15 protein-coding genes and 1 pseudogene are annotated in these 15414 nt (G+C 58.1%); 3 read left to right on the plus strand and 13 right to left on the minus strand.

Translation table 11 applies throughout. The features are described 5' to 3' along the window. Positions 1-20: 20 nt before the first annotated feature. The 3 genes from rpoD to rpsU form a co-directional block, all read right to left on the minus strand. Positions 21-1895, minus strand: a complete 1875-nt coding sequence (rpoD, locus tag HF679_RS21785) for an RNA polymerase sigma factor RpoD (protein ID WP_255417679.1) — start codon at positions 1893-1895, stop codon at positions 21-23. Positions 1896-2014: 119 nt separating this feature from the next. Further along, a complete protein-coding gene (gene dnaG, locus HF679_RS21790; RefSeq protein WP_123756415.1) occupies positions 2015-3760 on the minus strand; it encodes a DNA primase in 1746 nt (581 codons plus the stop codon). Positions 3761-3936: 176 nt separating this feature from the next. Next, positions 3937-4152 (minus strand): 30S ribosomal protein S21, encoded by a 216-nt coding sequence (rpsU, locus tag HF679_RS21795; RefSeq protein WP_001144069.1) that lies wholly within the window; start codon positions 4150-4152, stop codon positions 3937-3939. Between the two features lie 255 nt (positions 4153-4407). On the opposite strand from rpsU, the gene tsaD reads away from it, so the two are divergent. After that, positions 4408-5421, plus strand: coding sequence for a tRNA (adenosine(37)-N6)-threonylcarbamoyltransferase complex transferase subunit TsaD (gene tsaD, locus HF679_RS21800; protein ID WP_123756416.1), 1014 nt, complete (start codon positions 4408-4410; stop codon positions 5419-5421). A gap of 53 nt (positions 5422-5474) precedes the next feature. Here the strand turns inward: tsaD and HF679_RS21805 are convergent, their stop codons facing one another. The 8 genes from HF679_RS21805 to HF679_RS21840 all read right to left on the minus strand — a co-directional run bounded on the left by HF679_RS21805 (position 5475) and on the right by HF679_RS21840 (position 12220). Beyond that, on the minus strand, positions 5475-7082 hold the full coding sequence (locus HF679_RS21805; protein WP_123756417.1) for a purine-cytosine permease family protein: 1608 nt from the start codon (positions 7080-7082) through the stop codon (positions 5475-5477). 167 nt (positions 7083-7249) lie between these two features. Then, positions 7250-7864: an urease accessory protein UreG gene (gene ureG, locus HF679_RS21810; RefSeq protein WP_154144093.1), complete on the minus strand. Its 615-nt coding sequence runs from the start codon at positions 7862-7864 to the stop codon at positions 7250-7252. A gap of 8 nt (positions 7865-7872) precedes the next feature. After that, positions 7873-8547 carry an urease accessory protein UreF gene (locus HF679_RS21815; RefSeq protein WP_154144092.1) on the minus strand — a complete coding sequence of 225 codons (675 nt, stop codon included), beginning with the start codon at positions 8545-8547 and terminating at the stop codon, positions 7873-7875. Further along, a complete protein-coding gene (gene ureE / locus HF679_RS21820) occupies positions 8548-9048 on the minus strand; it encodes an urease accessory protein UreE (protein WP_154144091.1) in 501 nt (166 codons plus the stop codon). Positions 9049-9057: 9 nt separating this feature from the next. After that, complete coding sequence (gene ureC / locus HF679_RS21825) at positions 9058-10761, minus strand: urease subunit alpha (protein ID WP_123756421.1); 1704 nt, start codon at positions 10759-10761, stop codon at positions 9058-9060. Continuing rightward, positions 10754-11074, minus strand: coding sequence for an urease subunit beta (locus HF679_RS21830; RefSeq protein ID WP_123756422.1), 321 nt, complete (start codon positions 11072-11074; stop codon positions 10754-10756). The genes ureC and HF679_RS21830 overlap by 8 nt, the downstream gene beginning before the upstream one ends. Before the next feature lie 9 nt (positions 11075-11083). Beyond that, on the minus strand, positions 11084-11386 hold the full coding sequence (locus HF679_RS21835) for an urease subunit gamma (RefSeq protein WP_123756423.1): 303 nt from the start codon (positions 11384-11386) through the stop codon (positions 11084-11086). A gap of 9 nt (positions 11387-11395) precedes the next feature. Continuing rightward, a complete protein-coding gene (locus HF679_RS21840; RefSeq protein WP_123756424.1) occupies positions 11396-12220 on the minus strand; it encodes an urease accessory protein UreD in 825 nt (274 codons plus the stop codon). Here HF679_RS21840 and HF679_RS24935 point away from each other — a divergent pair. After that, positions 12210-12294: pseudogene (locus tag HF679_RS24935) on the plus strand (short-chain dehydrogenase); the annotation flags it as partial. The gene HF679_RS21840 and the pseudogene HF679_RS24935 overlap by 11 nt on opposite strands. A 63-nt stretch (positions 12295-12357) precedes the next feature. Here HF679_RS24935 and HF679_RS21845 read toward each other — a convergent pair. Next, positions 12358-13827: an MFS transporter gene (locus HF679_RS21845; protein WP_123756425.1), complete on the minus strand. Its 1470-nt coding sequence runs from the start codon at positions 13825-13827 to the stop codon at positions 12358-12360. A 213-nt stretch (positions 13828-14040) separates the two neighbouring features. Further along, on the minus strand, positions 14041-14661 hold the full coding sequence (gene plsY / locus HF679_RS21850) for a glycerol-3-phosphate 1-O-acyltransferase PlsY (protein WP_123756931.1): 621 nt from the start codon (positions 14659-14661) through the stop codon (positions 14041-14043). Positions 14662-14891: 230 nt separating this feature from the next. On the opposite strand from plsY, the gene folB reads away from it, so the two are divergent. Further along, complete coding sequence (gene folB / locus HF679_RS21855; RefSeq protein WP_123756426.1) at positions 14892-15245, plus strand: bifunctional dihydroneopterin aldolase/7,8-dihydroneopterin epimerase; 354 nt, start codon at positions 14892-14894, stop codon at positions 15243-15245. Positions 15246-15414 lie beyond the last annotated feature (169 nt).

The raw sequence follows: 15414 nt of genomic DNA on the forward strand, positions 1-15414 counted from the left end.
GGATCGTTAATCGGAACCGATTAATCGTCGAGGAAGCTACGCAGCACTTCAGAACGGCTCGGGTGACGCAGCTTACGCAGCGCTTTCGCTTCGATCTGACGGATACGTTCGCGGGTTACGTCGAACTGTTTGCCGACTTCTTCCAGCGTGTGGTCGGTGTTCATATCGATACCGAAACGCATACGCAGAACTTTCGCTTCACGGGCGGTCAGGCCAGCCAGAACGTCGTGAGTGGCGGCACGCAGGCTTTCCGTGGTAGCGGAATCCAGCGGCAGCTCGAGGGTGGTATCCTCGATGAAATCACCCAGATGCGAATCTTCATCGTCGCCGATCGGCGTTTCCATGGAGATTGGCTCTTTGGCAATTTTCAGCACTTTGCGAATTTTATCTTCCGGCATCAGCATACGTTCAGCCAGCTCTTCCGGCGTCGGCTCGCGACCCATTTCCTGCAGCATCTGGCGGGAGATACGGTTGAGCTTGTTGATGGTCTCAATCATATGCACCGGAATACGGATGGTGCGCGCCTGATCCGCGATAGAGCGGGTAATTGCCTGACGGATCCACCAGGTCGCGTAGGTGGAGAACTTGTAGCCGCGACGATATTCGAACTTATCAACCGCTTTCATCAGACCGATGTTACCTTCCTGAATCAGATCCAGGAACTGCAGACCACGGTTGGTGTATTTCTTGGCGATAGAAATAACCAGACGTAAGTTTGCTTCAACCATCTCTTTCTTCGCACGGCGGGCTTTCGCTTCACCGATGGACATGCGACGGTTGATATCTTTAACCTGCTCGATGGTCAGGCCGGTTTCTTCTTCAATCTGCTGCAGTTTCATCAGGCCGCGCTGAACGTCTTCTTTCACGTCATGCAGCTTTTCAGACCACGGCTTGTTCATAGCGACAGCGGCGTTGAACCAGGTTTCGCTGGTTTCGTTGCCGGTGAACAGCGTGATGAAGTTTTTCTTCGGCATTTTGCACTGTTCAACGCACAGTTTCATGATGATGCGTTCCTGAGTACGGACGCGATCCATCATGCTACGCATGCTGCCAACCAGGTAATCGAACTGTTTCGGTACCAGACGGAACTGTTTGAACACTTCGGACAGCTTGAGAATTTCTTCCTGCGCGGCGGCGTGGCTACGACCTTTTGCTTTAATGGTGTCGCGGGTCAGTTCGTACTGCGTACGCAGTTCACCGAATTTCGCGCGCGCCAGCTCAGGGTCGATGCTGTTGTCGTCATCGCTGCTGTCGTCATCGTCGTCTTCATCTTCGTCTTCGTCGTCATCCATCTCTTCCTGAGACAGTTCAGAACCGACGTGCGTTGCGGTCGGCGCCAGATCTTCTTCAGCGTTAGGATCGACAAAGCCGGTGATCAGGTCAGACAGACGTGCTTCTTCCGCTTCAACGCGATCGTACTGCTCGAGCAGATAGGTGATGGCTTCCGGATATTCAGCAACGGAGCACTGAACCTGGTTAATCCCATCTTCAATACGTTTGGCGATGTCAATTTCGCCTTCACGCGTCAGCAGTTCGACGGTACCCATTTCGCGCATGTACATGCGCACCGGATCGGTTGTCCGTCCGATTTCAGATTCAACACTGGACAGCACCTGTGCAGCTGCTTCTTCTGCATCTTCGTCAGTGTTGTTGCTGTTTTCAGCCAGCAGTAGATCATCGGCATCCGGTGCTTCTTCCATCACCTGAATGCCCATGTCATTGATCATTTGGATGATGTCTTCGATCTGATCGGAGTCGACGATATCTTCCGGCAGATGGTCATTGACCTCGGCATAGGTCAGATAGCCTTGCTCCTTACCACGTTGGACAAGAAGCTTCAGCTGTGACTGCGGGTTTTGCTCCATAAGACGGTATCCACACTTATTTCGTTTGATTGGTGTCGACAACAAACTGCCAACATTTAAAGCGAGGGCGTACTTATATTATTGCCGCTGCGCCTCAGCGCGGCTGTCGGGGGCTTCCCGAACGATATTCGGCACTTAAGCCGTGCAATTCATTTCTTTGCCAGTTCCTGACTGATGGTCCAGAGTTCCCGGCGTTCTTCACTGCTTAAACCGTGTGTGCGGTCACGAGCTATCAACTCTTCTTGCCGCAGTTCCAGCAGTGAATCAAACATATGGTTGAGCGAGTCGGTGAAGGTTTTTTCCGCGATATCTTTATCTGCTATATCGTCCCACATCGACAGTTTTTCAAGGGTGGCGGCCTCATTTGTGCCGCGATACTGCTCTAAAAGCTGCCCGGTCGTCAGACCTGGCTGTGACAAACAGGTTTTCACCAGTTCGCTGAACAGACCCAGTCCCGGCATTTTGCGCTGATCCAGACCTTCTAAAGGTGGAACCAGCGGGGCCAGGTCCGGGTTTTGCACCAGCAGCCCTATAAGTATACGCATGGTCGTGCGTTTTAGCTGCGGTGCGGGACGCGGGGCACCACTTTCTGTCTGTTTTGGCATTAAACGTTCAAGCTGGGCGTCATCTAAAATCCCTAACTTGTTGCCTAATTCCTGACGTAAATATATGCGCAGCGTTTCGCCCGGCACCTGGGTTATCAGCGGCAGCGCCAGCGTACTGAGCTGCGCGCGCCCATCCGGGGTGCTTAAGTCGACCTGCGGCATCAGGCTGTTAAACAAAAACGTGGAGAGCGGCTGAGCCTGCTCCATCCGCGCTTCGAACGCCGCTTTACCCTCTTTACGCACCAGCGTATCCGGGTCTTCACCGTCAGGCAGAAACATAAAGCGTAGCTGACGACCGTCGGTCATGTACGGTAGCGCCGTTTCCAGCGCTCGCCAGGCGGCATCGCGGCCGGCCCGGTCGCCGTCGTAACAGCAGATGACCTGGTTGGTGGCCCGGAACAACAGCTGAATATGGTCAGCTGTGGTCGAGGTTCCCAACGACGCTACGGCATAATTGATGTCGTACTGCGCCAGCGCCACAACGTCCATATAGCCTTCGACAACCAGCAGACGGGGTGGTTCGGCGTTATCCTGCTGCGCCTCATAAAGGCCATACAGCTGGCGACCTTTATGGAAAATATCGGTTTCCGGGGAGTTCAGGTATTTCGGCAGGGCATCGCCCAGCACGCGTCCACCAAACCCAATGACCCGGCCTCGCTTATCGCGGATGGGGAACATCACCCGTTCGCGGAAGCGGTCGTAACTGCGCCCCTTATCGTTCGTAACCAGCATGCCGGCATCGATAAGCGACTGGCGGTTTTCTTGATTGCCGCCAAACCGTTTTAAGACGTTATCCCAACCGGGCGGCGCGTAGCCAATCGCGAAGCGCGCAATGACCTCGCTGCTTAAACCGCGTTTTGCCAGATACTGGCGCGCAGGGTCGGCGGCGGGGTGTGTCAGAGACTGTTGGTAAAACGCATTCAGACCGTCCATTAACTGATAGAGACTTTGCCGTTGATGGCGCTCTATCTGACTCGGCCCGCTGCCTGCTTCGTATGGCACTTCGAGGTTGTGCATGGCGGCAAGTTCTTCGACCGTCTCCACGAACTCGAGCTTGTCGTAGTTCATCAGGAAGTCGACGGCGTTGCCGTGCGCACCGCAACCAAAGCAGTGGTAAAACTGTTTTTCACCGTTGACGGTAAAAGAGGGGGTTTTTTCGTTATGGAATGGACAGCACGCGTGGTAGTTCTTGCCCTGCTTCTTGAGCTTTACCCGCGCGTCGATAAGATCGACGATGTCGGTTCGAGCCAGCAGGTCATTAATGAATACGCGTGGAATTCGTCCAGCCATAGGCCCCGTAAACTATACACATGATCCTGTAGACGGCCTCAGCGTTGACTGCGGACGTTCTGACCTGATGCTGTGTATATGCTAATGCATAAACGAAAATAAGCCGCGCATTCCTTCCGGAAGCACGGCCTTACAACTACAACTCGGTCTGAATTGAGGGCTGTGCCCTCAACAGATTAGTACAGACGAGTGCGGCGTGCGTTTTCGCGAGCCAGTTTCTTCGCGTGACGTTTCACTGCAGAAGCTTTAGCGCGCTTACGTTCGGTAGTCGGTTTTTCATAGAACTCACGACGACGAACTTCCGCCAGAACACCCGCTTTTTCACAGGAACGCTTGAAGCGACGCAGAGCTACGTCGAACGGCTCGTTTTCACGTACTTTAATTACCGGCATGTGCCTCTCACCTTTATTAATTCGGTTTGCTGCTGGCATCAACGCCAGCTTATTTCAAAATGGTGCGGAATTTTACTGCAACTACTGCTGCTTTGTAAAGCACCTGCGCCCTTTTTGAAAGGACTTTTATAAGGGTGAGGAGTATACACGAGCCTTCTTCCTGGGGCGAACAAAGTTTTACCGCGATACGCTGAGGGTATACATCAACCGGCATTGGTCCTACACTGCGCGGTATTAGAGTGAGGTAAAAAAGACATGCGTGTACTGGGTATTGAAACATCCTGCGATGAAACCGGCATCGCCATTTATGACGACGAAAAAGGGCTGCTAGCCAACCAACTGTATAGTCAGGTGAAATTACATGCTGACTACGGCGGCGTTGTGCCTGAGCTGGCTTCACGCGATCACGTGCGCAAAACCGTACCGCTGATCCAGGCAGCATTAAAAGAGGCCGGGCTGACGGCAAAAGACATTGATGCAGTGGCCTATACCGCCGGACCGGGTCTGGTTGGCGCGCTGCTGGTCGGCGCTACGGTCGGGCGCTCGCTGGCGTTTGCCTGGAATGTACCGGCGATTCCGGTGCACCATATGGAAGGCCACCTGCTGGCACCGATGCTGGAAGATAATCCGCCGGAATATCCTTTTGTGGCGTTGCTGGTTTCCGGTGGCCATACCCAGTTGATCAGCGTCACCGGCATTGGCCAGTACACGCTGCTGGGCGAGTCTATCGATGATGCCGCAGGCGAAGCCTTCGATAAAACGGCGAAGCTGCTGGGGCTGGATTATCCTGGCGGGCCGATGCTGTCTAAAATGGCGGCGCAGGGCACCGAGGGACGATTTGTCTTCCCGCGTCCGATGACCGACCGTCCGGGGCTGGATTTTAGCTTCTCAGGCCTGAAAACCTTCGCGGCTAACACCATCCGCAATAACACCGACGACGAGCAGACCCGTGCCGATATCGCCCGGGCGTTTGAAGATGCGGTGGTGGATACTCTGATGATCAAGTGCAAGCGAGCGCTGGAACAGACCGGCTTTAAACGCCTGGTGATGGCCGGTGGCGTGAGCGCGAACCGCACGCTGCGAGCGAAGCTGGCACAGATGATGACTAAGCGCGGCGGCGAAGTCTTCTATGCTCGCCCGGAATTCTGCACCGATAACGGCGCGATGATCGCCTATGCCGGGATGGTGCGTCTGCGCACCGGCGCGAAGCCTGACCTCGGGGTGACCGTGCGTCCGCGCTGGCCGCTTGCTGAACTGCCTGCGGCGTAAGCCACTCTACAGGCCGACGCTGCGTCGGCCTGTTTCTTTCCTGCTTTCCTGCGTTACTCCATACTCTTACACAGCGAGCAAATCGCGCCCTGATGCTTGTGCGAGTGCATCACGTCCGGACGTTCATACTCTTCATCACAGCTGAGACACTGGTAAACGGTGGTGGAAGCGTTGCCTTGCGCGTCGTAGCGCGGTTCGCTGATACCGTCGTCGTGCTGTTTGATGTAGTAACGGCCACCGGTAAGGATCCCCATCAGCGGGGTCATCACCAGCGCCACAACCAGGGCAATCAGCGGAGAGAATGGCGCCAGGGTCGCTCCCAGCAGGCCGAAGAAGGCGCAGATCGACAGGCCAGCGGCCAGGGCGAAAGAGACCACGCCGACCGGGTTGACGTTGTGAATCATCCCGCGACGATATTCCGGCTGCGCCGGCGCGAGCTTCAGCAGCCCCTTGTTCACGGTGATATCGGTGGCAACCACCACAACCCAGGCAATGGCAAAGTTAGAGTAGAAGCCGAGGATCCATGACAGGGCGCTGAACATATCGCCCTCCATCAGCGCCAGCGCAATCGCCAGGTTGACGATCACGAAGATAATCCGCCCCGGATAGCGTTTGGTGGTCCGTGTCCAGGCGCTGGTCCACGCCAGCGAGCCGGAATAGGCATTGGTAACGTTGATTTTAATCTGCGAAATCACCACCAGCACCACGGCCAATGTTAACGCCAGCCAGCCGGGCACCAGGTTATCAAAGACGCTGACGAACTGTTGCACCGGTTCGGTGTTGTGCACCGCCGGGAAGCGGGTCAGCAGATAGAAGCCGAGGAAGGCGCCGATGATCTGTTTAATCGCCCCCAATACGACCCAGCCCGGTCCGGCGGAAAAGACCGCCAGCCACCAGCTTTTGCTGTTCTCCGCCGTTTTTGGCGGCATAAAGCGCAGGTAATCGATCTGTTCACCAATCTGCATAATCAGCGACAGGCACACGCCGGCGCCGAGCATAATGGCGGTTAAGTCGACGTGCGCGGCGTTGTTTTTGCCGCTGAAATTCATGAAGCCGTCCACCAGGCCCGGGTCTTTGGCAATCAGCCAGGCCACCGGCACCACCATCAGCACTAACCACAGCGGCGTCGTCCAGACCTGCAGGCGGGTCAGCGCTTTCATACCGTAAATTACCAGCGGCAGGACCATCAGGGTGGCGATGAGATAGCCCATCCACAGCGGGATCCCAAGGCCAACCAGCAACCCCTGGGCCATGATCGAGCCTTCAAGGGCGAAAAAGATAAAGGTAAAACCGGCAAAGATAATGCTGGTGATCACCGAGCCAAAATAGCCGAAGCCGGCGCTACGGGTGATGAGGTCGAGGTCGATGTTGTAGCGGGCTGCGGTAATGGCCAGCGGGATCCCGGTCAGAAAAATCACCAGCGCCGCCAGCAGGATAGCGTAAATGGCGTTGGTGGTGCCCCATGCCATGCCGATGCTGGCGCCGATTGAAAAGTCCGCCAGATAGGCGATGCCGCCCAGCGCGGTTACCGCGACGACGCCCGGTCCCCAGCGACGGAAACTCAGCGGGGCGTAGCGCAGGGTATAATCTTCCAGGGTTTCCCGGGAGCCTGATGTATCGGTCTGTACAGGCAGCTCAGTTTTAATATCCAGTGATGACATCGTCATTCCTTAATGGTTAGGCATGACTATGATTAGCAAACCTTATGCCACATCCTGATGTCACATCGTGGCGCAGCGGCGGCGGGCCTGGTGGGGTGAGCGAGCGTAAAGAAAGGGCAGGGCGTGCACCATGCGGGCGCAGGCGCGTCCGCATGGTGCAGAGGATGTTATCGCAGCATGCCCTTGTCTTCGAGGAAGGCGATGATGTTGTTCAGCCCATCGCCGCTTTTCAGGTTGGTGAAGGTCCACGGGCGTTCGCCGCGCATGCGCATGGTGTCGCGTTCCATCACTTCCAGCGATGCGCCCACATACGGTGCAAGGTCGGTTTTGTTGATCACCAGGAAGTCAGATTTGGTGATCCCTGGCCCGCCTTTACGCGGGATCTTTTCGCCTTCCGCGACGTCGATGACGTAGATGGTCAGATCCGCCAGCTCGGGGCTAAAGGTGGCGCTCAGGTTATCGCCGCCGCTCTCAACGAAGATCAGGTCGAGGTTACCGAACTTTTCGCTCAGCGCTTCCACCGCCGCCAGGTTCATCGAGGCGTCTTCACGGATCGCGGTATGCGGGCAGCCGCCGGTTTCGACGCCGACGATACGCTCTGGCTCCAGCGCACCGGCTTCGGTGAGGATGCGCTGATCTTCTTTGGTGTAGATATCGTTAGTAACGACCGCCAGTTGATAGCTGTCACGCATCGCTTTACACAGCGCTTCCAGCAGGGCCGTTTTCCCGGAACCGACCGGGCCGCCGACGCCAACGCGCAGCGGGTGTTTGTAATTGTTCATGCTGTCTCCTAGGAACGGAATATTCGGGAATACTGGGTTTCGTGCCGGGCGGAGGCAATCGCCGCCAGCGGCGTCGAGGAGCCGATGGCGCTGTCCGGTGCCGCAAGGGCGCTGGCCATATCCGCCGCGTAACGATCGCACAGACGTAAAATCAGCTGTTGAGCTGCCTGCTGGCCGAAGGGGACCAGCTTAACGCCCGCCATCACCGCGCTTTCGATCCAGCTGTAGCCAAGGCTCAGGGCCAGATCGGGGATGGCGATTTGCCAGCGCACGCCCAGCCAGGCCATCCCGGCGAGCTGGCTTTGCTGGCACAGCTTGCGCCAGGGCGGCGGGCAATCCGGCTGCCAGTCCGCCAGCAGCCGGGCAAATGCCGCACCGCGATTGCGCTCTTCCTCGCGCAGTTCGCGGGTTTCGCGGCAGGCCAGCAGCCAGGCGGTCCAGCGCTGGGCGGACGGTAAATCGTCCTGTTCGCAGGCGCGATACAGGCGGGCGAACAGCGGCAGATCGACGGTGAAAAAGCTCTGTTCCATCTGCTGTAGCTGCCAGCGCTCAAAGGCCGGGGTATCCGGCACCCAGCCCGCTTCCACAGCCCATTCCAGCCCCTGCGACCAGCTGTAGCCGCCGACCGGCAGGCTGCTGCTGGCCAGCTGCATCAGCCGCAGACGTTTTTCCGGCGTCGGCATTTAGTGGTTGTGCTCGTGATGGTGATGTTCGTGATCATGGCCGTGACTGTGCCCGTGATGATGCCCGTGGCTTTCGCTGGCGTACGCGCCTGCTTCCGGCTCGAAGGGTAACTGGGCAAAACTCACCGCCAGGCCAAACTGACGCAGCATATCGTCCAGCACGTGGTCGTGATGAAAGCGCAGTTCGCCGGGCATGATCTGCAGCGGGACGTGGCGGTTGCCGAGGTGATAGCAGGCTTTCGCCAGCATGAACGGATCGTCGCAGCGCACCACCGATACCCCTTCATTAGCGGCGATCACTTCGATGAACTCGCTACCCTCTTCATTGCTGAGCACATCGCCACCGCGTAACAACAGCCCGCGCGGCAGCAGCAGGCCCGCTTCACGGCCATCGTTAAGGGTCACTTTGATACGGCTTTTTACCCGCACATCAATCGGCAGCGTGACGCTGGCGGTCAGCGCTGCCGCGGGAGAATCAACTCGTTGGGTCAGATAGAGCATCCGGACTCCTTAAAACAGAAAATAACGTTGCGCCATCGGCAGAACCTCTGCCGGTTCGCTGGTAATCAACTCGCCGTCGATACGGACCTCATAGGTCTGGGCGTCGACGGTGATATTCGGCTGCAGACTGTTGTGGATCATATCGGCCTTCTGCACCGTCCGGCAGCCTTTGACCACCGCCGTCGCGCTGTGCAGATTCAGGCGTTGCGCCACGCCGCCGTCTACCGCCGCCTGCGGCAGGAAGGTGAGGCGGCAGTGATGGCGGGCGCTGCCCAGAGCGCCGAACATCGGGCGATAGTGCACCGGCTGCGGCGTCGGGATCGAGGCGTTGATGTCGCCCATCGGCGCGATGGCAATCATGCCGCCCTTGATCACCGTCGCCGGCTTAACGCCGAAAAATGCCGGTGACCACAGCACGAGGTCCGCCAGTTTCCCGACTTCCACTGACCCTACTTCATGGGCGATGCCGTGGGTCAGCGCCGGGTTAATGGTGTACTTGGCGATATAGCGCTTCACGCGGAAGTTGTCGTTATCGCCACGCTCTTCCGCCAGCGGCCCGCGCTGGACCTTCATCCGGTGCGCCACCTGCCAGGTGCGCAACACCACTTCGCCCACGCGCCCCATCGCCTGTGAATCAGACGAGGTCAGCGAGAAGGCGCCGAGGTCGTGCAGGACATCTTCTGCGGCAATGGTTTCCCGGCGTATACGAGATTCGGCAAAGGCGACATCTTCGGCGATATCCGGGTCGAGATGGTGGCAGACCATCAGCATATCGAGATGTTCGTCGATGGTATTGACGGTGTAGGGCAGCGTCGGGTTGGTAGAGGAAGGAAGAATATTGGGGTGCGCGCAGGCGGTGATGATATCCGGCGCATGGCCGCCGCCCGCCCCTTCGGTATGGAAGGTGTGGATGGTCCGTCCGCCAATCGCCGCCAGGGTATCCTCGACAAAGCCAGATTCATTCAGGGTGTCGCTGTGTAACGCCACCTGGATATCCATTTCGTCGGCCACGGTCAGCGCGCAGTTGATGGTCGCTGGCGTCGCGCCCCAGTCCTCATGGATCTTCAGGCCTATCACCCCGGCGGCGACCTGCTCGCGCAGCGCTTCCGGGTTGGAGCCATTACCTTTCCCCAGCAGGCCGATATTCACCGGCAGGCTGTCTGCTGCCTGCAGCATCCGTGAGATGTACCACGGGCCGGGAGTGCAGGTGGTGGCGTGGGTCCCGGCCGCCGGGCCGGTGCCGCCGCCAACCATGGTGGTGACCCCGGAGACCAGCGCCTCTTCCGCCTGCTGCGGGCAGATCCAGTGGATATGGGTGTCCACGCCGCCTGCGGTGACGATCTTCCCTTCGGCGGCAATCACTTCGGTTGCGGCGCCGATCGGGATCGTTACGTTGGGCTGGATATCCGGGTTACCGGCTTTGCCGATGGCGAAGATCCGCCCCGCTTTGACCCCGATGTCCGCCTTGATGATCCCCCAGTGGTCGATAATCAGGGCATTGGTCAGCACCAGATCGACGCACTCATCGGCCAGCATTTGCCCCTGGCCCATCCCGTCGCGGATCACTTTGCCGCCGCCGAATTTGACCTCTTCGCCGTAGGTGGTGAGATCGTCTTCGACCTCTACCCACAGTTCGGTGTCCGCCAGCCGCACTTTGTCGCCGGTGGTGGGGCCAAACATATCGGCATAGGCCTGGCGTGAAATATCACTCATCGTGTGCCTCCAGATTACCCATCACATCGCCACGAAAACCGTACACCGCGCGGCTACCGGCAAGCGCCACCAGCTCTACTTCGCGTTTTTGCCCCGGTTCAAAACGGACCGCGGTACCGGCGGCAATATTCAGGCGATAGCCGGTAGCCTGCGCCCGGTCAAACTTCAGCGCCGGGTTAACTTCGGCAAAATGGTAATGCGAGCCGACCTGAATCGGCCGGTCGCCATGATTCTCAACGATCACGCTGCGGGTGGCACGCCCCACGTTCAGGGCGATGTGCCCCGGCTGCACCTTGTATTCACCTGGGATCATCGTGATACCTCAGATTATCGGGTTATGGACGGTGACCAGCTTCGAGCCGTCCGGGAAGGTGGCTTCGACCTGGATGTCGGGGATCATTTCGGGCACGCCCTCCATGACCTGTTCGCGGCTTAACACATGACGGCCGGTTTCCATCAGCGTCGCTACGCTGGTGCCGTCGCGCGCGCCTTCCATAATAAAGGCGCTGATCAGGGCCACCGCTTCCGGATAGTTCAGCTTGAGGCCACGGGCCAGACGACGCTCGGCGACTAAGGCGGCGGTAAACAGCAACAGCTTGTCTTTTTCTCTGGGGGTCAGTTCCATAGCGTTCTCTTAGGTCAACCAGATTCGGGGAAGAACCGGGGATTTCCCGGTCAAATGCGGGCGCATAAACTGCCAGATATCACGCATTGCCCGCTGGCAAAGTAAGTTGTCGTCACTTAAAAATCGGACCGTCAGCAGGCCGTCGGTGAGGGTGGCGCCGGCATAGTTCGCCAGCGGCGCCAGTCGGTCGCGTACGCCCTCCAGCAGGGCTTCAGTGGCAGGGTAGAACAGCAGGGTGCCGACCCACGGCTGCTCCGCCACACTGGCCAGCCGCCCATCTGCGAGGCTCAGGCGTTCGATTAGCAGCGGCGAGCCATCCATCCATACTTCAAGGCGGTTGTTGAGGCTGCCGTGGCTAAAAGTTTCGCCGATGACCGGACGACCAAGACACAGCAGATCCCAGGCGAGCAGCGTGCTGGAGGCGCTCAGGTGAAAAGCGGTGTGCAGCGTGGCCTGCGCGCCGGGAAAGAAAATAGCATCCTGCGGCAGCCACTCCAGCGTGGCGTTTTCCGCCAGCGTCAGCGTTTGTTGCAGTCGGGCTTGTGGGCCGCTGCTGCGATAAAACTTGCTGGCGCCGGGCATGGTGATCAACGTGTGGCAGCCTTCATCGAGCGTGGCGCTAATCGTCAGCTCATCACCGCCGACGATGCCACCGGGAGGATGGAGCAAATAGAGATGGCAGGTATCTTCTTCCGGGTAAAAGGGACGCTGGACGGTAAGTGGACCGACATGGCGGGCGGAGGTCAGAACCGTTTTGCCGCTACGATGGTGAAAGTGAAGATCCAGCGTGGCCTGCCAGCCTTTTTTATGTTCTGGTAACGCGGTGCTGTGCAATGTAGCGCCCCTGCAAAAATCAAGATAAAACAGCAGCGATGAGTATTGATCGGAGAGAAAGTATCGCGATCATATGAAAAGCTTATGAATGAAACGCGGGAAAACAGCCGCCTGCGCGACGGCTGTTCAGAGGCTGGTTATGGCGCCTGGTAATCCTCGGCGTCAATGTCGTAGCCCGAAGGCTCCCAGCGAATGGCAAGCAGCGACAGCAGGCCAATCAGCGGCGCGGCGGCGATAACCCAGAATACCTGAGTATCCAGCGCCGCAACCAGCAGCGGGAACAGGAACAGCGACAGAGTAGAGCTGCTGCGCATCAGGGTCTGGTTGAGGCCAACCCCGACGCCGCGCAGCGAAGTCGGGTAGCTCAGAGATGCAAAGGTCATGGTGTGCGCGCCGGGGCCAAAGCCCTGACCAAAAAGGAACAGGGCCAGCATGGCGACCGCCGCGATCCCTTCACCGACACCTTCCGGGCGGCCAACCAGCGCCAGGCCGAGCAGCGCCGTCAGCTGGCAGCTGTAACCGGCCAGCGACATCCTCCACGCGCCTAAGCGCGGGACCAGCCGCACGGCCAGCAGGCCACCAACGAACGCAAACAGCAGATTCAGCGCCAGCGAGATCAGAATGGTGGTCAGCATCGACTGGACAAAGAAGCTGGAGATAATGACCGGCAGGCCGAAAGCCACGGCGTTATAGGCAAAGGAGGAGACTACCGACAGCAGCGTTGCCAGGGTGGTACGCCGCAGATAGACGCCCTGGAACAGACGTAAATAGTTACTCCACTGGGCCTTTTTCACCACCGGCGCAGGGTTATCCAGCGCCTCCTGGGCCACATGGGCATTAATGTTATAGGCCTGGCGCAAAATGGAGGCCGCTTCGCGCAGGTTGCCCTGATTGGCGGCCCACACCGGGGATTCGCTCATGTAGCGGCTACGAATCGCGATGATCACCAGCGCGGGGACGGCGCCGAAGCCGAGAATGATGCGCCATAGCCAGTCGCTGTGGCTGTCCGGCAGCACGGCGTAGAAAAAGAGCACCAGCAGATACGAGATGCTGATGGCGGCATACCAGGTCGGGCACCACATGGCGACGCTGGAGGCTTTGTTGCCCGGCCCTTTGAGCTTCGCGAACTCGCTGAGGAAGGCCATCGCCACCGGCAGGTCGATCCCGACCCCAAGCCCCATCACAAAGCGGGCGGCGGTCAGGACATATTCATTGGGCGCCAGCGCACAGGCGATAGCGGCCACCACAAAGAACAGCATATCGGCCATAAAAACCCGATAGCGGCCGATTTTATCGGTCAGGTAACCCCCGATCAACGCGCCAACGATAGCCCCGAAGGTGATGGCGGATGCCACCATCCCGGTGCCCGCCGGGGTCAGGTTGAACTCGCGGGTAATATCTTTCAGGCCGAAGGCGAGGGAGCCAAGATCGTAAGCATCAAGGAAAATCCCGCCAAGGGCGATGCCGATGACAATACGCGCATTGTTGCGCCCGCTGCTGCCTTCATTAATTAACCGGGATACATCGGCGGCGCCGCGTATCCATTGGACTTCCCCGCCAGGCGAGCCGGTCGCGGTGACCGGAGCGGCATTAATTACGTCTGTCATGATGGTGTTCTGTGATGTCTGTTCAGGAGGATCAGAGTAAACAGCGCTACAGGCGGGAATAAATCACATTTGGTTATAAGACATAACTAACTGATTGTTGTGAAAGGATTATCTTCGGCGAGGTGGCGAATCAGGATGATTGGCGGTAAAACAGGGCAATTCTGTGAGATTGTCGGGGCTAACGCCGCCCGGCAACGGTAACCGGGGGCGAGATTATTTCTGCTCTGGCTTTTTTTTGTTCTTCTTCAGGCGGCCCCAGATTTTGCTTTCCTGGCGGCGCCACAAGCGCTGAATATTGTCGTGGTGGCGCAGTAGAATCAGGCACGAGAGCATCGATACCGGGAAGGTATACTGCGGTTTGAACCACCAGACATAGAAGGGGGCAATCAGCGCGCTGACGATAGCCCCAAGCGACGAGTAGCCGCTCAGCAGGATGGTCAGCAACCAGGTGCCGGCCATCACGCCGGTCAGATCCCAGCCGATAGGGGCAATTGCACCAAACGCGGTGGCGACACCTTTACCGCCGCGAAAATGAAAGAACACCGGCCAGATATGGCCCACGCAGGCCGCAATCGCGACCAGGCCCAGCCAGAACGGCGTCAGGCCGAGCGCCCAGGCACCCCACACGGGAAGCATGCCTTTGAGCACGTCAAAAATCAGAACCGTTACGGCTGCTCCTTTGCCGCCAATTCGTAGCACGTTAGTCGCCCCAGGATTGCCTGAGCCGCTATCGCGAGGGTCGGGCAGGCCAGCGAGACGACACACCAGAATGGCGCTGGAAATTGAGCCGCAGAGGTAGGCAAGGATAACCAGTCCAGGCGCGATTGCACTCATCAGCTGTTCCATTTTGAAAATGTCATTTTGTCCCCTTTACCCTTCGCGTCGCCGGCGCACCGGTGGTTCTCGTTCAGACGCAGGCCGCCTGAAACGTCGAGCCAGACCGCGTGTACCGCCGCGGAGTTCCTGCTATGCGAATTATTTTGGGGATGTCTTTGCATCTGTGGATAATACGCATAATTCGCCGGAAGTGGTATCCGGTTTAGCCAAAAAGCAGGCAGGTCGTGATGGATATTGTATTTATAGAGCAACTTTCGGTAATCACCACTATCGGGGTTTATGACTGGGAACAGACCATTGAACAGAAACTGGTGTTCGATATCGAAATGGCCTGGGACAACCGTAAAGCGGCGAGCAGCGACGATGTCAGCGATTGCCTGAGCTACGCCGACATCAGCGAGCTGGTGGTGGGGCACGTTGAGGGAGGGCGCTTTGCGCTGGTCGAGCGGGTAGCGGAAGAGATTGCCGATCTGCTGCTGGAAAAATTCCCGTCGCCGTGGGTGCGGATCAAAGTCAGCAAGCCAGGTGCGGTGGCCCGGGCAGCCAATGTCGGGGTGATTATCGAGCGCAGTCGGGCATAATCGGGCATGGCCTTAATCTGAAATAAAACTTTTCAGGTCATATTGATTAAACAAAGGGTGTTTATACCGGTCATAGCTGGCGGTTATCGGGATACGTTATTGTGATGGACGACAGGAGAAGACTCGAAATTTGAGCGGACTCCGTGTACGCTCCGATTTCCCGCGCCGT

This window comes from Enterobacter sp. JUb54, assembly GCF_014298075.1.
In the GTDB taxonomy this organism is placed as follows: Bacteria; Pseudomonadota; Gammaproteobacteria; order Enterobacterales; family Enterobacteriaceae; genus Klebsiella; species Klebsiella lignicola.

What these genes read in the sequence shown, in the direction of transcription:
- HF679_RS21835 (WP_123756423.1), bottom strand. Translation starts at nt 11,386, where the DNA reads ATGGAACTGACCCCCAGAGAAAAAGACAAGCTGTTGCTGTTTACCGCC.
- plsY (WP_123756931.1), bottom strand. Translation starts at nt 14,661, where the DNA reads ATGAGTGCAATCGCGCCTGGACTGGTTATCCTTGCCTACCTCTGCGGC.
- HF679_RS21845 (WP_123756425.1), bottom strand. Translation starts at nt 13,827, where the DNA reads ATGACAGACGTAATTAATGCCGCTCCGGTCACCGCGACCGGCTCGCCT.
- ureC (WP_123756421.1), bottom strand. Translation starts at nt 10,761, where the DNA reads ATGAGTGATATTTCACGCCAGGCCTATGCCGATATGTTTGGCCCCACC.
- HF679_RS21830 (WP_123756422.1), bottom strand. Translation starts at nt 11,074, where the DNA reads ATGATCCCAGGTGAATACAAGGTGCAGCCGGGGCACATCGCCCTGAAC.
- HF679_RS21805 (WP_123756417.1), bottom strand. Translation starts at nt 7,082, where the DNA reads ATGTCATCACTGGATATTAAAACTGAGCTGCCTGTACAGACCGATACA.
- ureG (WP_154144093.1), bottom strand. Translation starts at nt 7,864, where the DNA reads ATGAACAATTACAAACACCCGCTGCGCGTTGGCGTCGGCGGCCCGGTC.
- ureE (WP_154144091.1), bottom strand. Translation starts at nt 9,048, where the DNA reads ATGCTCTATCTGACCCAACGAGTTGATTCTCCCGCGGCAGCGCTGACC.
- folB (WP_123756426.1), top strand. Translation starts at nt 14,892, where the DNA reads ATGGATATTGTATTTATAGAGCAACTTTCGGTAATCACCACTATCGGG.
- tsaD (WP_123756416.1), top strand. Translation starts at nt 4,408, where the DNA reads ATGCGTGTACTGGGTATTGAAACATCCTGCGATGAAACCGGCATCGCC.
- rpsU (WP_001144069.1), bottom strand. Translation starts at nt 4,152, where the DNA reads ATGCCGGTAATTAAAGTACGTGAAAACGAGCCGTTCGACGTAGCTCTG.
- HF679_RS21815 (WP_154144092.1), bottom strand. Translation starts at nt 8,547, where the DNA reads ATGCCGACGCCGGAAAAACGTCTGCGGCTGATGCAGCTGGCCAGCAGC.
- dnaG (WP_123756415.1), bottom strand. Translation starts at nt 3,760, where the DNA reads ATGGCTGGACGAATTCCACGCGTATTCATTAATGACCTGCTGGCTCGA.